Annotated in this window: 15 protein-coding genes and 1 riboswitch; of the genes, 5 read left to right on the forward strand and 10 right to left on the reverse strand. The window is 67.1% G+C overall.

The window, feature by feature from the left end; all coding sequences use genetic code 11:
* Positions 1 to 191: 191 nt before the first annotated feature.
* The 9 genes from pnp to BOQ54_RS16075 form a co-directional block, all read right to left on the reverse strand.
* Positions 192 to 2,336, reverse strand: coding sequence for a polyribonucleotide nucleotidyltransferase (gene pnp / locus BOQ54_RS16035; protein WP_055460200.1), 2,145 nt, complete (start codon positions 2,334 to 2,336; stop codon positions 192 to 194).
* A gap of 312 nt (positions 2,337 to 2,648) precedes the next feature.
* On the reverse strand, positions 2,649 to 2,918 hold the full coding sequence (rpsO, locus tag BOQ54_RS16040) for a 30S ribosomal protein S15 (protein WP_055460266.1): 270 nt from the start codon (positions 2,916 to 2,918) through the stop codon (positions 2,649 to 2,651).
* A 173-nt stretch (positions 2,919 to 3,091) separates the two neighbouring features.
* Positions 3,092 to 4,123, reverse strand: a complete 1,032-nt coding sequence (gene truB / locus BOQ54_RS16045) for a tRNA pseudouridine(55) synthase TruB (RefSeq protein ID WP_082464862.1) — start codon at positions 4,121 to 4,123, stop codon at positions 3,092 to 3,094.
* A gap of 5 nt (positions 4,124 to 4,128) precedes the next feature.
* Positions 4,129 to 4,560 (reverse strand): 30S ribosome-binding factor RbfA, encoded by a 432-nt coding sequence (rbfA, locus tag BOQ54_RS16050; RefSeq protein WP_063185378.1) that lies wholly within the window; start codon positions 4,558 to 4,560, stop codon positions 4,129 to 4,131.
* A 155-nt stretch (positions 4,561 to 4,715) separates the two neighbouring features.
* Positions 4,716 to 7,382, reverse strand: a complete 2,667-nt coding sequence (infB, locus tag BOQ54_RS16055; RefSeq protein WP_055460198.1) for a translation initiation factor IF-2 — start codon at positions 7,380 to 7,382, stop codon at positions 4,716 to 4,718.
* Positions 7,375 to 8,079 (reverse strand): RNA-binding protein, encoded by a 705-nt coding sequence (locus BOQ54_RS16060; protein WP_071924282.1) that lies wholly within the window; start codon positions 8,077 to 8,079, stop codon positions 7,375 to 7,377. Before BOQ54_RS16060 ends, infB begins: the two co-directional genes overlap by 8 nt.
* A 52-nt stretch (positions 8,080 to 8,131) precedes the next feature.
* The gene (nusA, locus tag BOQ54_RS16065) at positions 8,132 to 9,745 is read right to left on the reverse strand and encodes a transcription termination factor NusA (RefSeq protein WP_055460196.1); all 1,614 of its coding nucleotides are present in this window, start codon (positions 9,743 to 9,745) and stop codon (positions 8,132 to 8,134) included.
* A gap of 86 nt (positions 9,746 to 9,831) precedes the next feature.
* Complete coding sequence (rimP, locus tag BOQ54_RS16070) at positions 9,832 to 10,431, reverse strand: ribosome maturation factor RimP (protein WP_055460195.1); 600 nt, start codon at positions 10,429 to 10,431, stop codon at positions 9,832 to 9,834.
* A 207-nt stretch (positions 10,432 to 10,638) separates the two neighbouring features.
* Entirely contained in the window at positions 10,639 to 11,262 is a 624-nt protein-coding gene (locus BOQ54_RS16075) for a 2-hydroxychromene-2-carboxylate isomerase (RefSeq protein ID WP_055460194.1), read from the reverse strand.
* A 207-nt stretch (positions 11,263 to 11,469) separates the two neighbouring features.
* On the opposite strand from BOQ54_RS16075, the gene BOQ54_RS16080 reads away from it, so the two are divergent.
* Positions 11,470 to 12,702: an argininosuccinate synthase gene (locus tag BOQ54_RS16080; RefSeq protein WP_071924283.1), complete on the forward strand. Its 1,233-nt coding sequence runs from the start codon at positions 11,470 to 11,472 to the stop codon at positions 12,700 to 12,702.
* 257 nt (positions 12,703 to 12,959) lie between these two features.
* Here the strand turns inward: BOQ54_RS16080 and BOQ54_RS19550 are convergent.
* Positions 12,960 to 13,726, reverse strand: a protein-coding gene (locus BOQ54_RS19550; protein ID WP_145979701.1) for an IS5 family transposase whose coding sequence is annotated in 2 segments (ribosomal slippage) — positions 12,960 to 13,402 and positions 13,402 to 13,726 — 768 coding nt in all. Because the reading frame shifts where the segments join, the coding sequence is not laid out codon by codon here.
* Between the two features lie 22 nt (positions 13,727 to 13,748).
* Here BOQ54_RS19550 and BOQ54_RS16095 point away from each other — a divergent pair.
* The 4 genes from BOQ54_RS16095 to dapD all read left to right on the forward strand — a co-directional run bounded on the left by BOQ54_RS16095 (position 13,749) and on the right by dapD (position 17,568).
* Positions 13,749 to 14,186 (forward strand): Panacea domain-containing protein, encoded by a 438-nt coding sequence (locus tag BOQ54_RS16095; protein WP_145979787.1) that lies wholly within the window; start codon positions 13,749 to 13,751, stop codon positions 14,184 to 14,186.
* Positions 14,173 to 14,514, forward strand: a complete 342-nt coding sequence (locus BOQ54_RS19855) for a hypothetical protein (protein ID WP_141659699.1) — start codon at positions 14,173 to 14,175, stop codon at positions 14,512 to 14,514. The genes BOQ54_RS16095 and BOQ54_RS19855 overlap by 14 nt, the downstream gene beginning before the upstream one ends.
* A 59-nt stretch (positions 14,515 to 14,573) precedes the next feature.
* Positions 14,574 to 14,705: riboswitch (TPP riboswitch) on the forward strand.
* 61 nt (positions 14,706 to 14,766) lie between these two features.
* The gene (gene thiC / locus BOQ54_RS16100) at positions 14,767 to 16,608 is read left to right on the forward strand and encodes a phosphomethylpyrimidine synthase ThiC (RefSeq protein ID WP_055460264.1); all 1,842 of its coding nucleotides are present in this window, start codon (positions 14,767 to 14,769) and stop codon (positions 16,606 to 16,608) included.
* Positions 16,609 to 16,725: 117 nt separating this feature from the next.
* On the forward strand, positions 16,726 to 17,568 hold the full coding sequence (dapD, locus tag BOQ54_RS16105) for a 2,3,4,5-tetrahydropyridine-2,6-dicarboxylate N-succinyltransferase (protein WP_071924285.1): 843 nt from the start codon (positions 16,726 to 16,728) through the stop codon (positions 17,566 to 17,568).
* Positions 17,569 to 17,591 lie beyond the last annotated feature (23 nt).

Below are 17,591 nucleotides of genomic sequence, written 5' to 3' on the forward strand. Positions count from 1 at the left end.
GGATCACTCCGGCGGCTTTCTGTCAGCCGCGTCGTCTCCGCCATCATGCCCGCGCTGGCTGCAGGCATCGACGCCCTGCAGCCTGGAGCGACAGGCACAGGCGCCGCGGCCGCGACGAGCATCGGTGAGGCCGATAGAAGCGCTTCCCGCAGGGCCGGACAGCACAGGTCTGTCCGGACCCTGGCCGATCGTTACTCAGCCGCCGTCTCGGCGTCGGACTTACCCTTGGCCTCGAGGTCCTCGCCCGTCTCCTGGTCGACGACCTTCATCGACAGGCGCACCTTGCCGCGCTCGTCGAAGCCGAGCAGCTTGACCTTGACCTTCTGGCCTTCCTTGACGACGTCCGTCACCTTCTGCACGCGCTGCGGCGCGAGCTGCGAGATGTGGACGAGGCCGTCGCGCGAGCCGAAGAAGTTGACGAAGGCGCCGAAGTCCGTGGTCTTTACCACCGTACCCTCGTAGATGACGCCGACTTCCGGCTCGGCCGCGATGCCCTTGATCCAGTTGATCGCCGCGGTGATCGACTTGAGGTCGGACGAGGCGACCTTGACGGTGCCGTCGTCGGAGATGTCGACCTTGGCGCCGGTCTTCTCCACGATCTCGCGGATGACCTTGCCGCCCGAGCCGATGACCTCGCGGATCTTGTCCTGCGGGATCTTGATGGTCTCGATGCGCGGAGCGTACTGGCCGAGCTCGGCGCGGGCGCCCGAGAGCGCCTTGCCCATCTCGCCGAGGATGTGCATGCGCCCGGCCTTCGCCTGGTCGAGGGCGACGCGCATGATCTCCTCGGTGATGCCGGCGATCTTGATGTCCATCTGCAGCGCGGTCACGCCCTGGTCGGTGCCGGCCACCTTGAAGTCCATGTCGCCGAGGTGGTCCTCGTCGCCGAGGATGTCCGACAGCACCGCATAGCGCTCGCCCTCCAGGATCAGACCCATGGCGATGCCGGCCACCGGACGGCGCAGCGGAACGCCCGCGTCCATCAGCGACAGCGAGGCGCCGCACACCGTCGCCATCGACGAGGAGCCGTTCGACTCGGTGATCTCGGAGACCACGCGGATGGTGTAGGGGAACTCGTGATGCGGCGGCAGCATCGGGTGGATGGCGCGCCAAGCGAGCTTGCCGTGGCCGATCTCGCGACGCCCGGGCGAACCGATGCGGCCCGTTTCGCCCACGGAATAGGGCGGGAAGTTGTAGTGCAGCAGGAAGGTTTCCTTATAGGTGCCTTCCAGCGAGTCGATGAACTGCTCGTCATCGCCCGTGCCGAGCGTCGCGACCACCAGGGCCTGCGTCTCCCCGCGAGTGAACAGCGCCGAGCCGTGCGCGCGCGGCAGGAAGCCGGCCTGGGCAACGATCTGGCGCACGGTCGTGACGTCGCGGCCGTCGATGCGCGTGCCGGTATCGAGAATGTTCCAGCGCACGATCTTGGCCTGAACCTCCTTGAAGACGGCCTTGACCTTTTCGGCCTCGAAACGGGCCTCGCCCTCTTCGGGGCAAAGCGCGGCCATGACCTTGGCCTTGGCGGCGTCCACCGCGGCGTAGCGGTCCTGCTTTTCGACGATCTGGTAGGCAGCGCGCAGGTCCGCCTCGGCGATCTCGAGCACGGCCTTTTCCACATCCGAGACGTCCGCCGCCTCGAGGTTGCGCGGCTCCTTCGCGGCCTTCTCCGCAAGGCGGATGATGGCGTCGATCACCGGCTGGAAATGGGCGTGGCCGTGCATGACGGCACCCAGCATCACGTCTTCCGGCAGTTCCTTGGCTTCCGACTCCACCATCAGCACCGCATCGGCCGTGCCAGCAACGACGAGGTCGAGGTCGGAACCTTCCATCTCGGCGGAGGTCGGGTTGACCTTGTACTCGCCCCCGATATAGGCGACACGCGCCGCGCCCACGGGGCCCATGAAGGGCACGCCCGAAAGGGTCAGCGCCGCCGAGGCTGCCACCATCGAGACGATGTCGGGATCGTTCTCGAGGTCATGGCTCAGCACCGTGATGATGACCTGGGTGTCGCAGCGCCAGCCGTCGACGAAGAGCGGGCGGATCGGCCGGTCGATGAGGCGCGAGATCAGCGTCTCGCGCTCGCTCGGCCGGCCCTCGCGCTTGAAGTAGCCGCCCGGGATGCGGCCCGCTGCATAGGCCTTTTCCTGGTAGTTGACGGTGAGCGGCATGAAGTCGACGCCGGGCTTGGGCTCCTTCGCCGCCACCACGGTGGCGAGCACGGTGGTCTCGCCATAGGTCGCGAGCACGGCGCCGTCGGCCTGGCGGGCGACGCGGCCGGTCTCGAGGGTCAGCTTCTTGCCGGCCCAGTCCAGTTCCACGCGTTGGATATCGAACATGTCTTTTCTCTCATGGTCGGGCCATGTGGTCGACGCCATGAGCAAGACGGCGAGAGGCTGCCCGCCCCGCCGGCCCTGAAGGGCGCGAACGGCGGGAAGCGTCTGGCGATCCTGCCATGGTCGTCAGCCTGGCCGGTTCGCGGCCCCTCCCCATGGAAGGACCTGACGCAGAGCCGAAGGGTTGCATCGACATGCAACGGCCCTTCCAGCTCGAGGTGCTGCGCCCCGGGAGCGCCACACCAGTCTTCGGCCGCATCGCATGATGCGGCACCTGGCAAAATGCCCGGAGCGCGGACGCTCCGGGCAGAAGTCTCAGCGACGAAGGCCGAGACGCTCGATAAGGGTGCGGTAGCGGCCCTCATCCTTCTTCTTCAGGTAGTCGAGCAGCGAACGACGCTGCGACACGAGCTTGAGAAGGCCACGCCGGGAATGATTGTCCTTGGCGTGGACCTTGAAATGCTCCGTCAGGTTGACGATGCGCTCCGTGAGGATCGCAACCTGCACTTCCGGGGAGCCCGTATCGTTCGCCTCGCGGGCATATTCCTTGAGAAGCGCCTGCTTGCGCTCGGCCGTGATCGACATCGGTTCATCCTTTCGCTTGATGTCATCCATGCCGCCGCCGCTCTCGCGGGAGGCGGTTTGCCGCCGGCCGGGCCGGGATGTCGTCCAGCGCGGTCGGCATGCTGCGCGCGAAGACATGCCCCACGCGAAGCGGTCTCTATATACCCATTGGCGCGCCAAGGCCAGAGCGGCCGTCAGCGCGCCTGCGGCAGGTTGAAGATGCGCCGCGGATGCAGCTCCCCGTGCTCCAGATCCCCCAGCGCGATCAGCGCTCCGTGGGCGAAGACGGCGACACAGCCCTCGTCGAGCGGCGCATCGCGCCCGCGCAAGAGCACGGACTGGCCGCGCATCAGCCGGCCGGCGTCCGAGCGTGTGACCGTGACCTGCGGCAGGCCCCCAAGTCCGACAGCCACGGGCCTCAGACCCTTCTCGGCCCGGGCCGCATCGTCGAGCCCCTCGAGCTCGCGCAGGGCGTCGATGGAGATGCCGTCGGCCTCCTCGAAAGGGCCGACGCGCGTGCGCCGGAGCGTCGCGACATGGCCGAGGCAGCCGAGCGCCCGGCCGAGATCGCGGGCGATGGCCCTGACATATGTGCCCTTGCCGCATTCGGCGGCGAAGACGCTCGACTGCCCGTCATGCGCAACGAGGCTCAGGCGGTCGATCTGCACCGGGCGGGCCTGCAGTTCCACCACCTCGCCGTCGCGGGCAAGGTCGTAGGCCCGCTCGCCGTCGATCTTGATGGCGGAGAAACGCGGCGGCACCTGCATGACGGTGCCCGTGAAACGCGGCAGCAGCGCCTCGATGGCGGCGCGGTCGGGCCGCGCCTCGCTCGTCGCCACCACCGTGCCCTCGGCGTCGTCGGTGTCCGTCTCCGCGCCCCAGCTGACGGTGAAGGCATAGGCCTTGCGCCCGTCCATGACGAAAGGCACGGTCTTCGTCGCCTCGCCCAGTGCCACGGGCAGGAGCCCGGAGGCGAGCGGATCGAGCGTGCCGGCATGGCCGGCCTTCTTGGCGTTGAAGATGCGCTTGATGATGGCAACCGCGTGGGTCGAGGTCATGCCGACCGGCTTGTCGAGCACCACCCATCCGTGCACATCGCGCTTCTTTGGCCGCGGTGGCCGCGGTCCACGCTGGCCCTCGCGCGGCTGAGGGCCGCCTTCCCCGGTGCCCGGCGCGACGCCGCCGCCCGGCCGTTCCTTGTCCTGGCTCATCGAGAGGTGATCCATGCCCGTCAGGCTTCGTCGTCGTCATTGTCGTCCGCCCCTTGGGGGCGGGCGATGTCGCGTCGGACCTTGTCGCTCTGCAGGAGCGTGTCGATCCGCCGCGCCTCGTCGAAGCTCTCGTCGAGACGAAAGCGCACGTCGGGCGCGAACTTGAGGTTGATGCGGCGTGCCAATTCACCGCGCAGGAAGCGGCGGTTGCGCTCGAGCGCAGCGAGCACCGGCTCCGCGTCCTGCCCGCCGAGTGGCATGACGAAAACCGTCGCCAGCTTGAGGTCCGGACTCATCCGCACCTCGGGCACGGTGATGACGTGCGAGGCGATCACCTCGTCCATTACCTCGCCGCGCGCGAGGATCTCGGCGATCGCGTGGCGCACCGCCTCGCCGACCCGCAGTTGCCGCTGGGACGGGCCGGCGCCCGTGTCGAAACGTGATTTGGCCATGTCTTCTCCCCGGGATCGGACCGGGTCCTGCAGCCTCGCGGCCGGTTGCAACAACACGCCCGCACCGCGGCCGAAGAAGGGGCCGCAGGTCGCGCGCCAATATCCGCCGGGAAGAGCCTCTGCCCTGCCCGGCGGACCTGCCTTCTATGCAGCCCTCACAGCGTGCGCTTGATTTCCTCGACGCGATAGCACTCGATGACGTCGCCCGCGCGCATGTCCTGGTAGTTCTCGAAGGCCATGCCGCATTCCTGGCCGGCAAGGACTTCTTTGGCGTCGTCCTTGAAGCGCTTGAGCTGGCTGAGCTTGCCCTCGTGGATGACGACATTGTCGCGGATGAGGCGCACGTTGGCCCCGCGCTGCACGACGCCGTCGGTGACGCGGCAGCCCGCGATCTTGCCGACCTTCGTGATGTTGAAGATCTCGAGGATCTGCGCATTGCCCAGCATGTGCTCGCGCAGCGTCGGCGCCAGCATGCCCGACATCGCCTGCTTCACGTCATCCACGAGGTCGTAGATGATGTTGTAGTAGCGAATCTCGATGCCGAGGCGGTCGGAAGCCTCGCGTGCTTCCTTGTGTGCACGCACGTTGAAGCCGATGACGGCCGCGCCCGAGGCCTCCGCCAGCGTCACGTCGCTCTCGGTGATGCCGCCGACGCCCGCATGAATGACGCGTGCCTGCACCTCCTCGTTGCCGATCTTCTCGAGGGCGCCGACGATGGCCTCAATCGATCCCTGCACGTCGCCCTTGACGACGAGCGGGAACTCCTTGCGGCCGGCGCCTTCCTTGAGGTCGCGCATCATGTCGGCGAGCGAGCGGGCCTGGCTGGCGCCGCGCGCCGCAAGGCGATCGCGCTTCAGGCGCTCGCGGTAGCCGGTGATCTCGCGGGCACGGGCCTCGGATTCGACCACCGCCACGCGATCGCCGGCCTCGGGCGTGCCATTGAAGCCGAGCACCTCGGCCGGCATGGACGGACCGGCCTCCTTGAGCTGCTCGCCATTGTCGGCGACAAGCGCGCGCACTTTGCCCCACTCGGCGCCGGCGACGACGATATCGCCGACCTTGAGCGTGCCGCGCTGCACGAGCACGGTGGCGACGGGGCCGCGGCCGCGATCGAGCTTCGCCTCGATGACGGTGCCTTCGGCCGCGCGTTCCGGATTGGCCTTGAGGTCGAGGATCTCGGCCTGCAACTGCAGTCCCTCGAGCAGCTTGTCGAGATTGGTGCCGGCCTTGGCCGACACCTCGAACTCGAGCGTCTCGCCGCCCATCGATTCCACCACCACCTCGTGCTGCAGCAGCTCCGTGCGCACGCGCTGGGGATTGGCGTCGGGCTTGTCGATCTTGTTGATCGCCACGATCAGCGGCACGCCGGCCGCCTTGGCATGGTTGATGGCCTCGACCGTCTGCGGCATGACACCATCATCGGCAGCGACCACGAGCACCACGATGTCCGTCACCTTGGCACCGCGGGCGCGCATGGCGGTGAAGGCCGCGTGGCCGGGCGTGTCGATAAAGGTGATCTTGCCGCCCAGCGGCGAGGTCACCTGATAGGCGCCGATGTGCTGGGTGATGCCGCCGGCCTCGCCCGCCACCACATTGGCGTGGCGAATTGCGTCGAGCAGCGACGTCTTGCCGTGATCGACGTGGCCCATGATGGTGACGACCGGGGGGCGCGGCAGGAGCGTGCCCTCCGCGTCCGGCTCGTCGAAGAGACCCTCCTCGACATCCGCTTCGGAGACGCGCTTGACCGTGTGACCCATCTCTTCGGCGATGAGCTGCGCGGTGTCGGCATCGATCACGTCCGTGATCTTCATCATCTGCCCCTGCTTCATCAGCAGGCGGATGACGTCCACGCCCCGCTCCGACATGCGATTGGCGAGTTCCTGGATGGTGATCGTCTCTGGAAGGACGACCTCGCGGCTGATCTTCTCCTTCGGCTCGTTGTGGCCGTGACCCTTCATGCGCTGCAGGCGGCGGCGGAAGGCGGCGGCCGAGTGGGTGCGCTCCTCGTCGCCACCCGTCAACGCGGCGGTCACCGTCAGGCGGCCGCGGCGCCGCTCCTCGCCTCCGGCACGGCTCGGCTTGGGAGCGGGCGCCGGGGTCGGACGCGGCGCGGCACCGGGTGCCCGGCGCGGGGCGCGGCTCTCGCCATCGTCCTCGGCGCCGGCCCGACCGGCAGACGTCCCGGCGGGACGGCGCGGCGCCTCGGCCTGGGTCGCCAGACGCATCTCGCCGCGCGGGACGGCGGCGCGCGGCGCCTCAGCGGCAGCCGGGCGCTCGTCCGTCCCGAGCCGGCGGCGTGCCTCGTCCTCAGCCTTACGCTTGCGCTCCTCGTCGAGACGGCGCCGCTCGTCTTCCTCACGCTTGCGCGCCTCGGCGGCCTCGCGCTCGCGACGCTCCTGCTCCTCACGCTCGGCGCGGCGGCGCGCCTCTTCCTCGGCGCGCTGGCGATCCTCGATCTCGCGACGCTTGGCGTCCTGCAGGGCCTGCAGGCGCGCATCGCGCTCGTCGTCGGTGAGGGAACGCAGCACGACGCCGGACGGACGCTGCCCCCCCGGACCGCGCCCCTGCGCCGGCCGGCCGCCCTGCGGCTGAGCCGGGCGTGGGGCCGGCGCGGCGGGCGCCGCCTGCGGTTGAGCCGGCGCCGGCTGGTCGCCACCGGGCCCGATGACGCGACGCTTCACCTTCTCGACCACGACCGCCTTCGAGCGGCCGTGGGAAAAGCTCTGGCGCACCACGCCCTGTTCGACGGGGCGCTTCAGCGTGAGCGTCTTGGACGGCGTCACGCTCAGCGTCTTGTCGGTCGGGTTTTTCGTGTCACTCATTCGGCTCGAATCCTGCGCCTTCGTGTTTGTCCAAATCTCGTTCGCGCGGCGCGCCCGGGGCTTCCTCCCCGGGCGGCGTGCCGCCTTCTCCATTGCGGTAGCGCGCCAGCCGGCGCCACCGCGCAAGAAATCCCTCGCTGCCCGGCCCGGCAATCAGGGCAGCATGTATCACATGAGAGCGCCCCAATGCCAAATCCAAATCGTGGCCAGCAAAAACTTCGACCACGTCGACCTCTGCGGCGCGCTCGCCGAGCCCCCGGAAAAGCGCCTGCGCGATCTTGCGCCGCCCATCGGCCGCCGCCTCCGCGGCATGGATGATGGCCTTGACGCGTCCGGCCGCCGCCGCCTCCTCCACCTTGCCGAAGCCGGCGACCACGAGACCCGCCTTGTTGGCCAGGGCGAGCGCCTGCACGCTGTCACGCTGCAGGAGCCCCTCCACGTCGCCCGCCAGCGTCTGGGGCACCGTCACCTGAGCCTTGAGCCCCCTGGTGAAGGCCTTGCGGCGAACAGCTTCCTCGACCAGCGCACGACTGGCACCGACCCATACGCCCCGCCCAGGCAATTTGCGGCGCAAATCGGGCACGATCATGCCGTCCGGCGCCGCGACGAAGCGGATCATCTCGTCCGGATCGCGCTCGGCCCGCGTCACAATGCAGCGCCGGTGCGGCCCTTCGTCCTTGCTGCGCGGCACGTCCAACTCCTCAAGCGGCCGGCGGGAATCCCCGCCGGCACCCGCAGGATACCTCGCGTCAGCCTTCCTGTTCCTGCACCGGCGAGCCGCTGCCGTCGGCCTCACCTTCTGCCTCATCCTCGGCCGGGGGCTCGATCCAGCCCGCCTTGACACGCGCGGCCATGATCATGTCCTCGGCCTGCTGGCGCGAGACCTCGAAGTCATCGAGGATGCCCTTGTGGCGAGTCGTCTCGGAGCCGTTGCGCTCGGTCCAGCCGGCGAGTTCATCCGTGGCGCAGCCGGCCAGATCCTCGATCGACTTGATGCCGTTCTCGCCGAAGGCGACCAGCATCGCCGTCGTCACGCCGTCGATCTCGCGCAACTCGTCGGCGACGCCGAGCTCCCGGCGCCGGGCGTCGAGCTCGGCCTCGAGCCTGGCGAGATATTCCTCGGCACGGGTCTGGATCTCCTGCGCGGTCTCCTCGTCGAAGCCCTCGATGGTCGAAAGCTCAGGCAGCTCGACATAAGCGATCTCCTCGACCGAGCTGAAACCTTCCGAAGCGAGCAGTTGGCCAACGACCTCGTCGACGTCGAGCGCTTCCATGAACAGCTTGGTGCGCTCGACGAATTCTTTCTGACGGCGCTCCGATTCCTCGGCCTCGGTGAGGATGTCGATGTCCCAGCCGGTGAGTTGGGAGGCGAGGCGCACGTTCTGGCCGCGCCGGCCGATGGCGAGCGACAGCTGCTCGTCCGGCACCACGACCTCGATACGCTCGGAATCCTCGTCGAGCACCACCTTCACCACCTCGGCTGGCTGCAGCGCGTTGACGATGAAGGTCGCCGCGTCCTGCGACCAGGGGATGATGTCGATCTTCTCGCCCTGCAGCTCCTGCACCACGGCCTGCACGCGCGAGCCGCGCATGCCGACGCAGGCGCCGACGGGGTCAATGGAGCTGTCGCGCGAGATGACCGCGATCTTGGCGCGCGAGCCCGGATCGCGCGCCACGGCCCTCACCTCGACGATGCCGTCGTAGATCTCCGGCACCTCCTGGGCGAAGAGCTTCGCCATGAACTGCGGATGCGTGCGCGAGAGGAAGATCTGCGGCCCGCGCGTCTCGCGGCGCACATCGTAGAGATAGGCGCGGATGCGGTCGCCGGGGCGGAAGGTCTCGCGCGGGATCAGCTCATCGCGGCGCACGATGGCCTCGCCCCGGCCGAGGTCGACGATGACGTTGCCGTATTCGGCGCGCTTGACGGTGCCGTTGACGATCTCGCCGATGCGGTCCTTGTACTCCTCGTACTGCCGGTCGCGCTCCGCCTCGCGCACCTTCTGCACGATGACCTGCTTGGCCGACTGGGCGGCGATGCGGCCGAAGTCGAAGGGCGGCAGCGTGTCGGCGATCACGTCGCCGACCTGGGCGGCCGGATTGTGGCGACGGGCATCGTCGAGGCTGATCTGCGTCGCCATGTCCTCCACATCCTCGACCACCTGGAGGTGGCGCGCCAGCCTGAGCTCTCCCGTGCGCGGGTTGATCTCGGCGTGGATGTCCGTCTCGGCCCCGTAACGCGAGCGCGCCGCCTTGGCGATCGCATCCTCCATCGCCGCGAGCACGATGGTGCGATCGATCACCTTTTCCCGGGCAACCGCGTCCGCGATCTGCAAAAGCTCGAGCCTGTTGGCGCTGACGGCCATGTCCGTCACTCCTCCTCCTGATGCCCCGCCGCCCGGCATACCGCCCGGCCGGCAGGATGAAATGCGCTGCCGCAGCCCCGCTGCGGCTAGTGGGTTGCGTCCCCTGTGCCGTCGCCCGCATCCTCGCCGGCATCGTCGCCCGTCTGGGCAGCCTTGCCGCGACGCAGCGCCTCGGTGATCAGGGCGTCTGTGAGGACGAGCCGCGCCTCCGCGATATCGGCGAGGGCGAGCGTCACCTCGGGCTCCTCATCCGGCCTTGCGTCGCTGCGCCGCAGCCTGACGCCGCCGTCGGCCAACCCAAGAAGAATACCACGAAAACGCTTGCGGCCCGAAACCGGCAGGCTGGTTTCCACCTTGGCCTCGTGGCCGCTCCAGCGCTCGAAATCGGAGGCGCGCACCAGCGGCCGGTCAATGCCGGGCGAGGAGATCTCGAGGTGATAGGCGCGCTCGATCGGATCCTCGAGGTCGAGCACCGGCGAGACCCCGCGGCTCACCGCCTCGCAGTCATCCACCGTCATCGTGCCATCCGGCCGCTCGGCCATGATCTGCACGGTGCAGCCGTTCTGGCCCGTCACCTTGACGCGCACGAGTCTATAGCCGAGATCCCCGAGCACGGGCGCGACGATCGCGGCGACGCGCGCGGCAACGCCCGTCTCCTCGATGATGCGGGCCTCGTCGAGCTCCATGATACGGCGTCCTCCAGCCGGTGGCGCGGCCCCGGAAGAGGCGCGCAGCAAAAGATGCCGACGTCCAGAACGAAAAAGAGCGGACCCGCCGGGGCCCACTCCGTCACGGTTCCATCCGAACCATTCTGGATGTCAGGATGGCCGCAACATAATCGCGCCGCCGCGCCGACGCAACCCCCGCAGCCGGCAAAGCGGCGTCGCCGCGCCCTAGAGAAGCCCCATGGGGCGCTCGCCCGCCGCCCAGGCAAGCGCCCTTTCCAGCCGGTCGTTGCCCCAGAACATCTCGCCGTCGGCGGTGAGGAAGGTCGGCGCACCGAAGATGCCGCGCGTGCGCGCCTCCTCCGTCTCGGCCCTGAGCCGTGCCTTCACCGCATCGCCCTGCGCAGACGAAACGGTAGACGCGACATCGACGTCGAGGTCGCGCAGGATATCGCTGATGACGGCCATTTCCGAGATCGAGCGCCCCTCGCCGAACTGGGCGGCGAAGACGGCGCGCGTGAAGGCCGGCGCCAGCCCCTTCTCGCGCAGCGCGATGGCGAGCCGCGCCACTATCAGGCTGTTCTGCGGGAAGGGGTCGGGTCGCGTCAGCGACAGGCCGAGCTGAGCGGCCTCTCGCGCCACGTCCCGCCACATGTAGCGCCCCTTGCTCGGATAGAGGTTGAAGGGCGAGGATGTCCAGCCGTGGCTGGCGAAGATCGGCCCGAGCAGGAAGGGCCGCCACCTTAGCTCGACGCCCGCCGCCTCGGCGAGTGGCTCGATGCGCATGGCGGCGAGATAGGAATAGGTCGAGGCGAAGTCATACCAGAAGTCGAGGACGGGACGTTGCGGCACTGAGAACTCGAAACGCTGGAGGAGGCGGGGCGGGGAAGCGACGTTCCCTCACCCATAATCGCGGCTTTCGCGTGGCATGCACGCGCCACCGCTCTCCGTCCCCGCTATCCACGGCTTGCACCCGGCCGCAGCCTCACTATAGTCCGCCCGCTTTCACTGCTTCATGGCGGCAGCGGCCGCTCACACGAGCCTCACGAGTTCCCGATCATGTCCGACAAGCGCGTGAAGAAGGTCGTCCTCGCCTATTCCGGCGGCCTCGACACCTCCATCATCCTCAAGTGGCTGCAGACGACCTACGGCTGCGAGGTCGTCACCTTCACGGCCGACCTCGGCCAGGGCGAGGAGCTGGAGCCCGCGCGCCAGAAGGCCCTGCTCCTCGGCATCAAGCCGGAGAACATCTTCATCGAGGACCTGCGCGAGGAATTCGTGCGCGACTACGTCTTCCCGATGTTCCGCGCCAATGCCCAGTACGAGGGCCTCTATCTCCTCGGCACCTCGATCGCCCGTCCGCTCATCGCCAAGAAACAGATCGAGATCGCCGAGAAGGTCGGCGCCGATGCGGTCGCCCACGGCGCCACCGGCAAGGGCAACGACCAGGTGCGCTTCGAACTCGGTTACTACGCCCTCAAGCCCGACGTCACCGTCATCGCCCCCTGGCGCGAGTGGGACCTGACCTCGCGCACCAAGCTCCTCGAATTCGCCGAGCAGAACCAGATTCCGATCGCCAAGGACAAGCGCGGCGAAGCGCCCTTCTCGGTCGACGCCAACCTCCTGCACGCCTCCTCCGAGGGCAAGGTACTGGAGGACCCGGCGCAGGAGGTGCCGGACTATGTCTACTCGCGCACCATCGACCCCGAGGCCGCGCCCGACACGCCGACTTACATCAGCATCGATTTCGAAAAGGGCGACCCCGTCGCCGTCGACGGCGTGAAGATGTCGCCGGCGACCCTGCTCGCGAAGCTCAATGAGCTCGGTCGCGCCAACGGCATCGGCCGCCTCGACCTCGTAGAGAACCGCTTCGTCGGCATGAAGAGCCGCGGCATGTACGAGACGCCCGGCGGCACGATCCTTTACGTCGCACACCGCGGCATCGAGTCGATCACGCTCGACCGCGGCGCCGCACACCTCAAGGATGAGCTGATGCCGAAATATGCCGAGCTCGTCTATAACGGCTTCTGGTTCTCGCCCGAGCGCGAGATGCTGCAGGCCCTCGTCGACAAGAGCCAGGAATTCGTGACGGGTCAGGTGCGCCTCAAGCTCTACAAGGGCGGCGTCCACCTCGTCGGCCGCGACAGCCCCTATTCGCTCTACGACCAGGAGCTCGTGACCTTCGAGGAAGGCGCCGTCGCCTACGACCACCGCGACGCCGCCGGCTTCATCAAGCTCAACGCCCTGCGCCTGAGGACGCTCGCACAGCGCAAGAAGAAGCTCGGGCTCTGAGCGGGCGGAATCGATTCCCCCCAAAAAGGCCGGGCTGGCCCCGGCCTTTTGCAATCAATCTCATGGCACACTATATTGACCGTAGGTCGTGGACAGAAAGCTGCAGAATGAAGTAGCCGGACGATCTGCTATAGTAGCTTTCGGTGTTTTCGCTTTCAACAAAGCTTTCACACCCGCTTCAAGAGGTTGATATGACAGTGCCTGTCCTCTCAGCCGCAAAGCGGCTAGCACAACAGTCCAGCTGGACGTTATCAAACTTAGGCCGTAGACTCATAACCGCGTAGCCAGATGCGGATGGACGCGAGCTTCACGGCGGCGAGGAAGTTTTCCGCGGTCTTGTCGAAGCGGGTGGCGATACGGCGGAAGTGTTTGATCTTGTTGAAGAAGCGCTCGACGAGGTTGCGCGCCTTGTAGAGGTGCCTGGAGAAGCAGATCGGGTCCTTGCGGTTGCGCTTGGGCGGGATGTTCGCCCATGCGTTCCGCTCGGCGACGGCAGCGCGCAGGTCGTTGGCGTCGTATCCCTTGTCGGCCAGCAGCATTGAGCCCGGCGCGAGATGCCCGATCAGGTCTTTGGCACTCGCGAGGTCGCTGGCTTGGCCTGCCGTGAGCTTGAGGAGGATCGGCCTGCCTCGGCTGTCGACGAGCGCGTGGAGCTTGGTCGTGAGCCCGCCTCGGGAGCGACCCAGACATCGATCGACACCCCCCTTTTTGCCGTCGCCCCGTGCTGGTGGACGCGGACGACAGAGGTGTCGATCATCTGCACGTCACCATCGTAAGCCCTTGTGATCGCGTCCATGAGCCGATCCCAGACGCCCGCCTTCCGCCATCGGTTGAAGCGGTTGTAGATCGTGGTCGGCGGCCCGTAGCGCGCCGGCATGTCCGCCCACGGCGCGCCGGAGCGCAGGCACCAGAAGATGCCATTGAGCACCCGCCGGTCATCCACGCGAGGCACGCCCCGCGACTTGTTGGGAAGGTGAGGCCGGATCGCCTCCCATTCGAAATCCGTCAGATCGTAGCGGCCCATCGCAAAGCTCCCGAAAAGGAGCTTGAATCACAATTGCCACCGTCAGGGAACCCAGAGCCGTTTATGGGTTTACGGCCTAGAGCTACAAAAAATCCTGTATCTCGCCCACATGTTTTACCTTGGGCGAACGGGCGGAGAGCCTCTGGTCCCAGGGCACTTCGAGGCCTGGGATTATGGTCCTGTTCATCCAGATCTTTACCACAAGGCGAAGATATTTGGCGCTGACCCGGTGGAGAATATCTTCCACGGCGTTGCTGACCTAGGCGCGGGACCGGAAAGAGAAATACTTGATGAAGCTTATGAAAAGCTCGGAAAAGCAGGCCCAGGAAGGTTAGTGAGTGCCACACATCGCCCTGGAGGCGCGTGGGATACTAATTATGTGCCCGGCGTACGACATATAATTATCTCAAATGACGACATTCTGAACGAATATCGGAAGCTGAATAATGGCAGCCGATGAGGGAACCCCAAGGCAAAAGAGCTTCGACGTTCTCGCTTCGACGGAACCCACAAAACAAGATCAGCAAATTGAAGAACTTCAGAAACAGCTAGCATATGAACGCGACGCCCGTCGCGAGGATCGGTTTGTTGGAATTGTCTGCCTTGCACTCCTGCTAAATGTGGTATTTTTCTCCGTCATGCCGAACTTTGGCGGGCCTATAGCATTACTTGTACTTGAGCTTTTGATTCTTATCCCCCTAGCTCAGCGCATGGGAATGCAGGAAATCGCTCAGATTCTCAATCGCGTTTTACATCGTATGGCAAGTCGAACCACCGACGAGGAGTAGCCGTTGTTTCCCTCAGATGCCTCGTTGACAAAGAGCGCCAAAAGCCCAAGACTCTCGCCCCATGTTCCGAGGGGGGCCCCGCTAGGGGGCTGAGATACCGCCGGCGACGGGCGCGAAACGTCCAGACAACGCGGTGACCCTTAGGACCTGATCCGGGTCATGCCGGCGAAGGGACGGAAACGCGCGATCGACGCCAATCCCAAACAAATCGCTGATGCCCGGGTCTCCTTGTCGAGCGAGGAGGAGATCCACATGACAGTGCATACCAAGCCCGCGACCGCCAAGACGGCAGCTGCAACTCCGGACGCCGTCACCACCGGCCCCATCGCCGGCTCGCGGAAGATCTACACCAGTCCCGAAGGCCGCCCCGACATCCGCGTGCCCTTCCGCGAGATCGCGCTTGCGCCGACCTCCGGCGAGGAACCGTTCCGCACCTACGACACCTCCGGCCCCTACACCGATCCCGAGGCGGTGATTGATCTTGCCGCTGGTCTCGCCCCGGTGCGCGGCGACTGGATTGCGAAGCGCGGCTTCGCCAGGGTCGAGGCCCGTGCCGTCAAGCCGGAGGACAACGGCAACGTCTCGGCCGACAAGCTTGTGCCGCACTGCCCCGCCCGCCGCGAGGTGCTCGCGGGCAAGCCGGGCGAGCCGGTGACACAGCTCGAATTCGCGCGCGCCGGCATCATCACGGAGGAGATGGTCTACGTCGCCCACCGCGAGAACCTTGGCCGCGCCGCCATGCTCGCCGGCGCCGAGGAGCGGTGCGCCGACGGCGAGGCTTTCGGCGCCGCGATTCCGCCCTTTATCACGCCCGAATTCGTGCGCCAGGAGATCGCGCGCGGGCGCGCCATCATCCCCGCCAACATCAACCACCCGGAACTCGAACCGACCATCATCGGCCGCAACTTCCTGGTGAAGATCAACGCCAACATCGGCAATTCGGCCGTCACCTCCTCGGCGGCGGAAGAGGTGGAGAAACTCGTCTGGGCCATCCGCTGGGGCGCCGACACGGTGATGGATCTTTCCACCGGCCGCAACATCCACAACATCCGCTCCTGGATCATGCGCAATGCGCCGGTGCCGATCGGCACCGTGCCGATCTACCAGGCGCTGGAGAAGGTGAATGGCGAGCCCGAGAAGCTCGACTGGGAGGTCTTCAAGGACACGCTCATCGAGCAGGCGGAGCAGGGCGTCGACTATTTCACCATTCACGCCGGCGTGCGCCTCGCCTACGTGCCGCTGACGGCCAGGCGCGTCACCGGCATCGTCTCGCGCGGCGGCTCGATCATGGCGCGCTGGTGCCTCGCGCACCACAAGGAGAGCTTCCTCTACGAGCGCTTCGACGAGATCTGCGACATCATGCGCAAGTATGACGTCTCCTTCTCGCTCGGCGACGGCCTGCGCCCCGGCTCCATCGCCGACGCCAACGACGCGGCCCAGTTCGCGGAGCTGGAGACGCTCGGCGAACTCACCAAGATCGCCTGGGACAAGGGTTGCCAGGTGATGATCGAGGGCCCCGGCCACGTGCCGATGCACAAGATCAAAGTGAACATGGACAAGCAGCTCGCCCATTGCGGCGAGGCGCCGTTCTACACCCTCGGCCCGCTGACGACGGACATTGCCCCCGGCTACGACCACATCACCTCGGCCATCGGCGCGGCGATGATCGGCTGGTTCGGCACAGCGATGCTCTGCTACGTCACGCCCAAGGAGCATCTTGGCCTGCCCAACCGCGACGACGTGAAGACCGGCGTCATCACCTACCGCATCGCGGCGCATGCGGCCGACCTCGCCAAGGGCCATCCCTCGGCCAAGCTGCGCGACGACGCCTTGTCGCGAGCGCGCTTCGAGTTCCGCTGGGAGGACCAGTTCAACCTCTCGCTCGACCCGGACACGGCGCGCGCCTTTCACGACGAGACCCTGCCCAAGGACGCGCACAAGGTGGCGCATTTCTGCTCCATGTGCGGCCCGAAATTCTGCTCTATGAAGATCACGCAGGACCTGAGGGCCGAAGCCGAACGCATGGTCGGCCTCGAGCAGAAGGCGCAGGAGTTCAAGGACAAGGGCGCCGAGATCTACGTGCCTGCCGAATAGGCGGGGGAGGATCGACCTGCCACGTCGCGGGGCGGCCCTCCCCCGCGACTTGACACCGGCAGCACCGCTGCCACAAAGCCTCGACGAATGCCGCTGAGGAAGAGCCAAGGAACAGCCATGACGCACGCCGATCTCGCCACCACCATCGACACCGCCTGGGAAGAGCGGGCCGGCATCTCGCCCGCGACGCGCGGCCCCGTGCGCGAGGCGGTGGAGACGGCGCTCGCGCTGCTCGATTCCGGCAAGGCGCGCGTCGCCGAGAAGGTGGACGGCGCCTGGCAGGTCAACCAGTGGCTCAAGAAGGCGGTGCTCCTCTCCTTCCGCCTCAACGACATGGCGGTCATCCCTGGCGGGCCGGGCAAGGCCACCTGGTGGGACAAGGTGCCCTCGAAGTTCGACGGCTGGGATGAGACCGCGTTCAAGGCCGCCGGCTTCCGCGCCGTGCCCGGTTGCGTGGTGCGCCGCGGCGCCCATGTCGCGCCGGGCGTCGTACTGATGCCCTCCTTCGTCAATCTCGGCGCCTATGTAGACGAGGGCACCATGGTCGACACCTGGGTCACGGTCGGCTCCTGTGCGCAGATCGGCAAGAACGTGCACCTGTCCGGCGGCGTCGGCATCGGCGGCGTCCTGGAGCCCCTGCAGGCGAATCCGGTCATCATCGAGGATGACTGCTTCATCGGCGCCCGCTCGGAGGTCGTCGAGGGCGTCATCGTGGGCGAGGGTTCGGTGCTGTCCATGGGCGTCTTCATCAGCGCCTCGACCAAGATCATCGATCGCGCCACGGGCGAGGTCTTCGTCGGCCGCGTGCCGCCCTATTCCGTCGTCGTGCCCGGCAACCTGCCCGGCAAGCCGCTGCCCGACGGCACGCCCGGCCCCTCGCTCTACTGCGCCGTCATCGTCAAGCGCGTCGACGCCCAGACACGGGCCAAGACCAGCATCAACGAGCTTCTCCGGGACTGAGGCTCGTCGATCGTCATTTGGAC

It is taken from the genome of Chelatococcus daeguensis, from assembly GCF_001887265.1.
GTDB lineage: Bacteria > Pseudomonadota > Alphaproteobacteria > Rhizobiales > Beijerinckiaceae > Chelatococcus_A > Chelatococcus_A sambhunathii.

Bases quoted from the DNA above. Each gene is read 5' to 3' on its own strand.
- pnp (WP_055460200.1), bottom strand. From the start codon at position 2,336: ATGTTCGATATCCAACGCGTGGAACTGGACTGGGCCGGCAAGAAGCTG.
- rpsO (WP_055460266.1), bottom strand. From the start codon at position 2,918: ATGTCGATCACGGCCGAGCGCAAGCAGGCGCTTCTCAAGGAATATGCC.
- truB (WP_082464862.1), bottom strand. From the start codon at position 4,123: ATGGATCACCTCTCGATGAGCCAGGACAAGGAACGGCCGGGCGGCGGC.
- rbfA (WP_063185378.1), bottom strand. From the start codon at position 4,560: ATGGCCAAATCACGTTTCGACACGGGCGCCGGCCCGTCCCAGCGGCAA.
- infB (WP_055460198.1), bottom strand. From the start codon at position 7,382: ATGAGTGACACGAAAAACCCGACCGACAAGACGCTGAGCGTGACGCCG.
- nusA (WP_055460196.1), bottom strand. From the start codon at position 9,745: ATGGCCGTCAGCGCCAACAGGCTCGAGCTTTTGCAGATCGCGGACGCG.
- rimP (WP_055460195.1), bottom strand. From the start codon at position 10,431: ATGGAGCTCGACGAGGCCCGCATCATCGAGGAGACGGGCGTTGCCGCG.
- BOQ54_RS16080 (WP_071924283.1), top strand. From the start codon at position 11,470: ATGTCCGACAAGCGCGTGAAGAAGGTCGTCCTCGCCTATTCCGGCGGC.
- BOQ54_RS19855 (WP_141659699.1), top strand. From the start codon at position 14,173: ATGGCAGCCGATGAGGGAACCCCAAGGCAAAAGAGCTTCGACGTTCTC.
- thiC (WP_055460264.1), top strand. From the start codon at position 14,767: ATGACAGTGCATACCAAGCCCGCGACCGCCAAGACGGCAGCTGCAACT.
- dapD (WP_071924285.1), top strand. From the start codon at position 16,726: ATGACGCACGCCGATCTCGCCACCACCATCGACACCGCCTGGGAAGAG.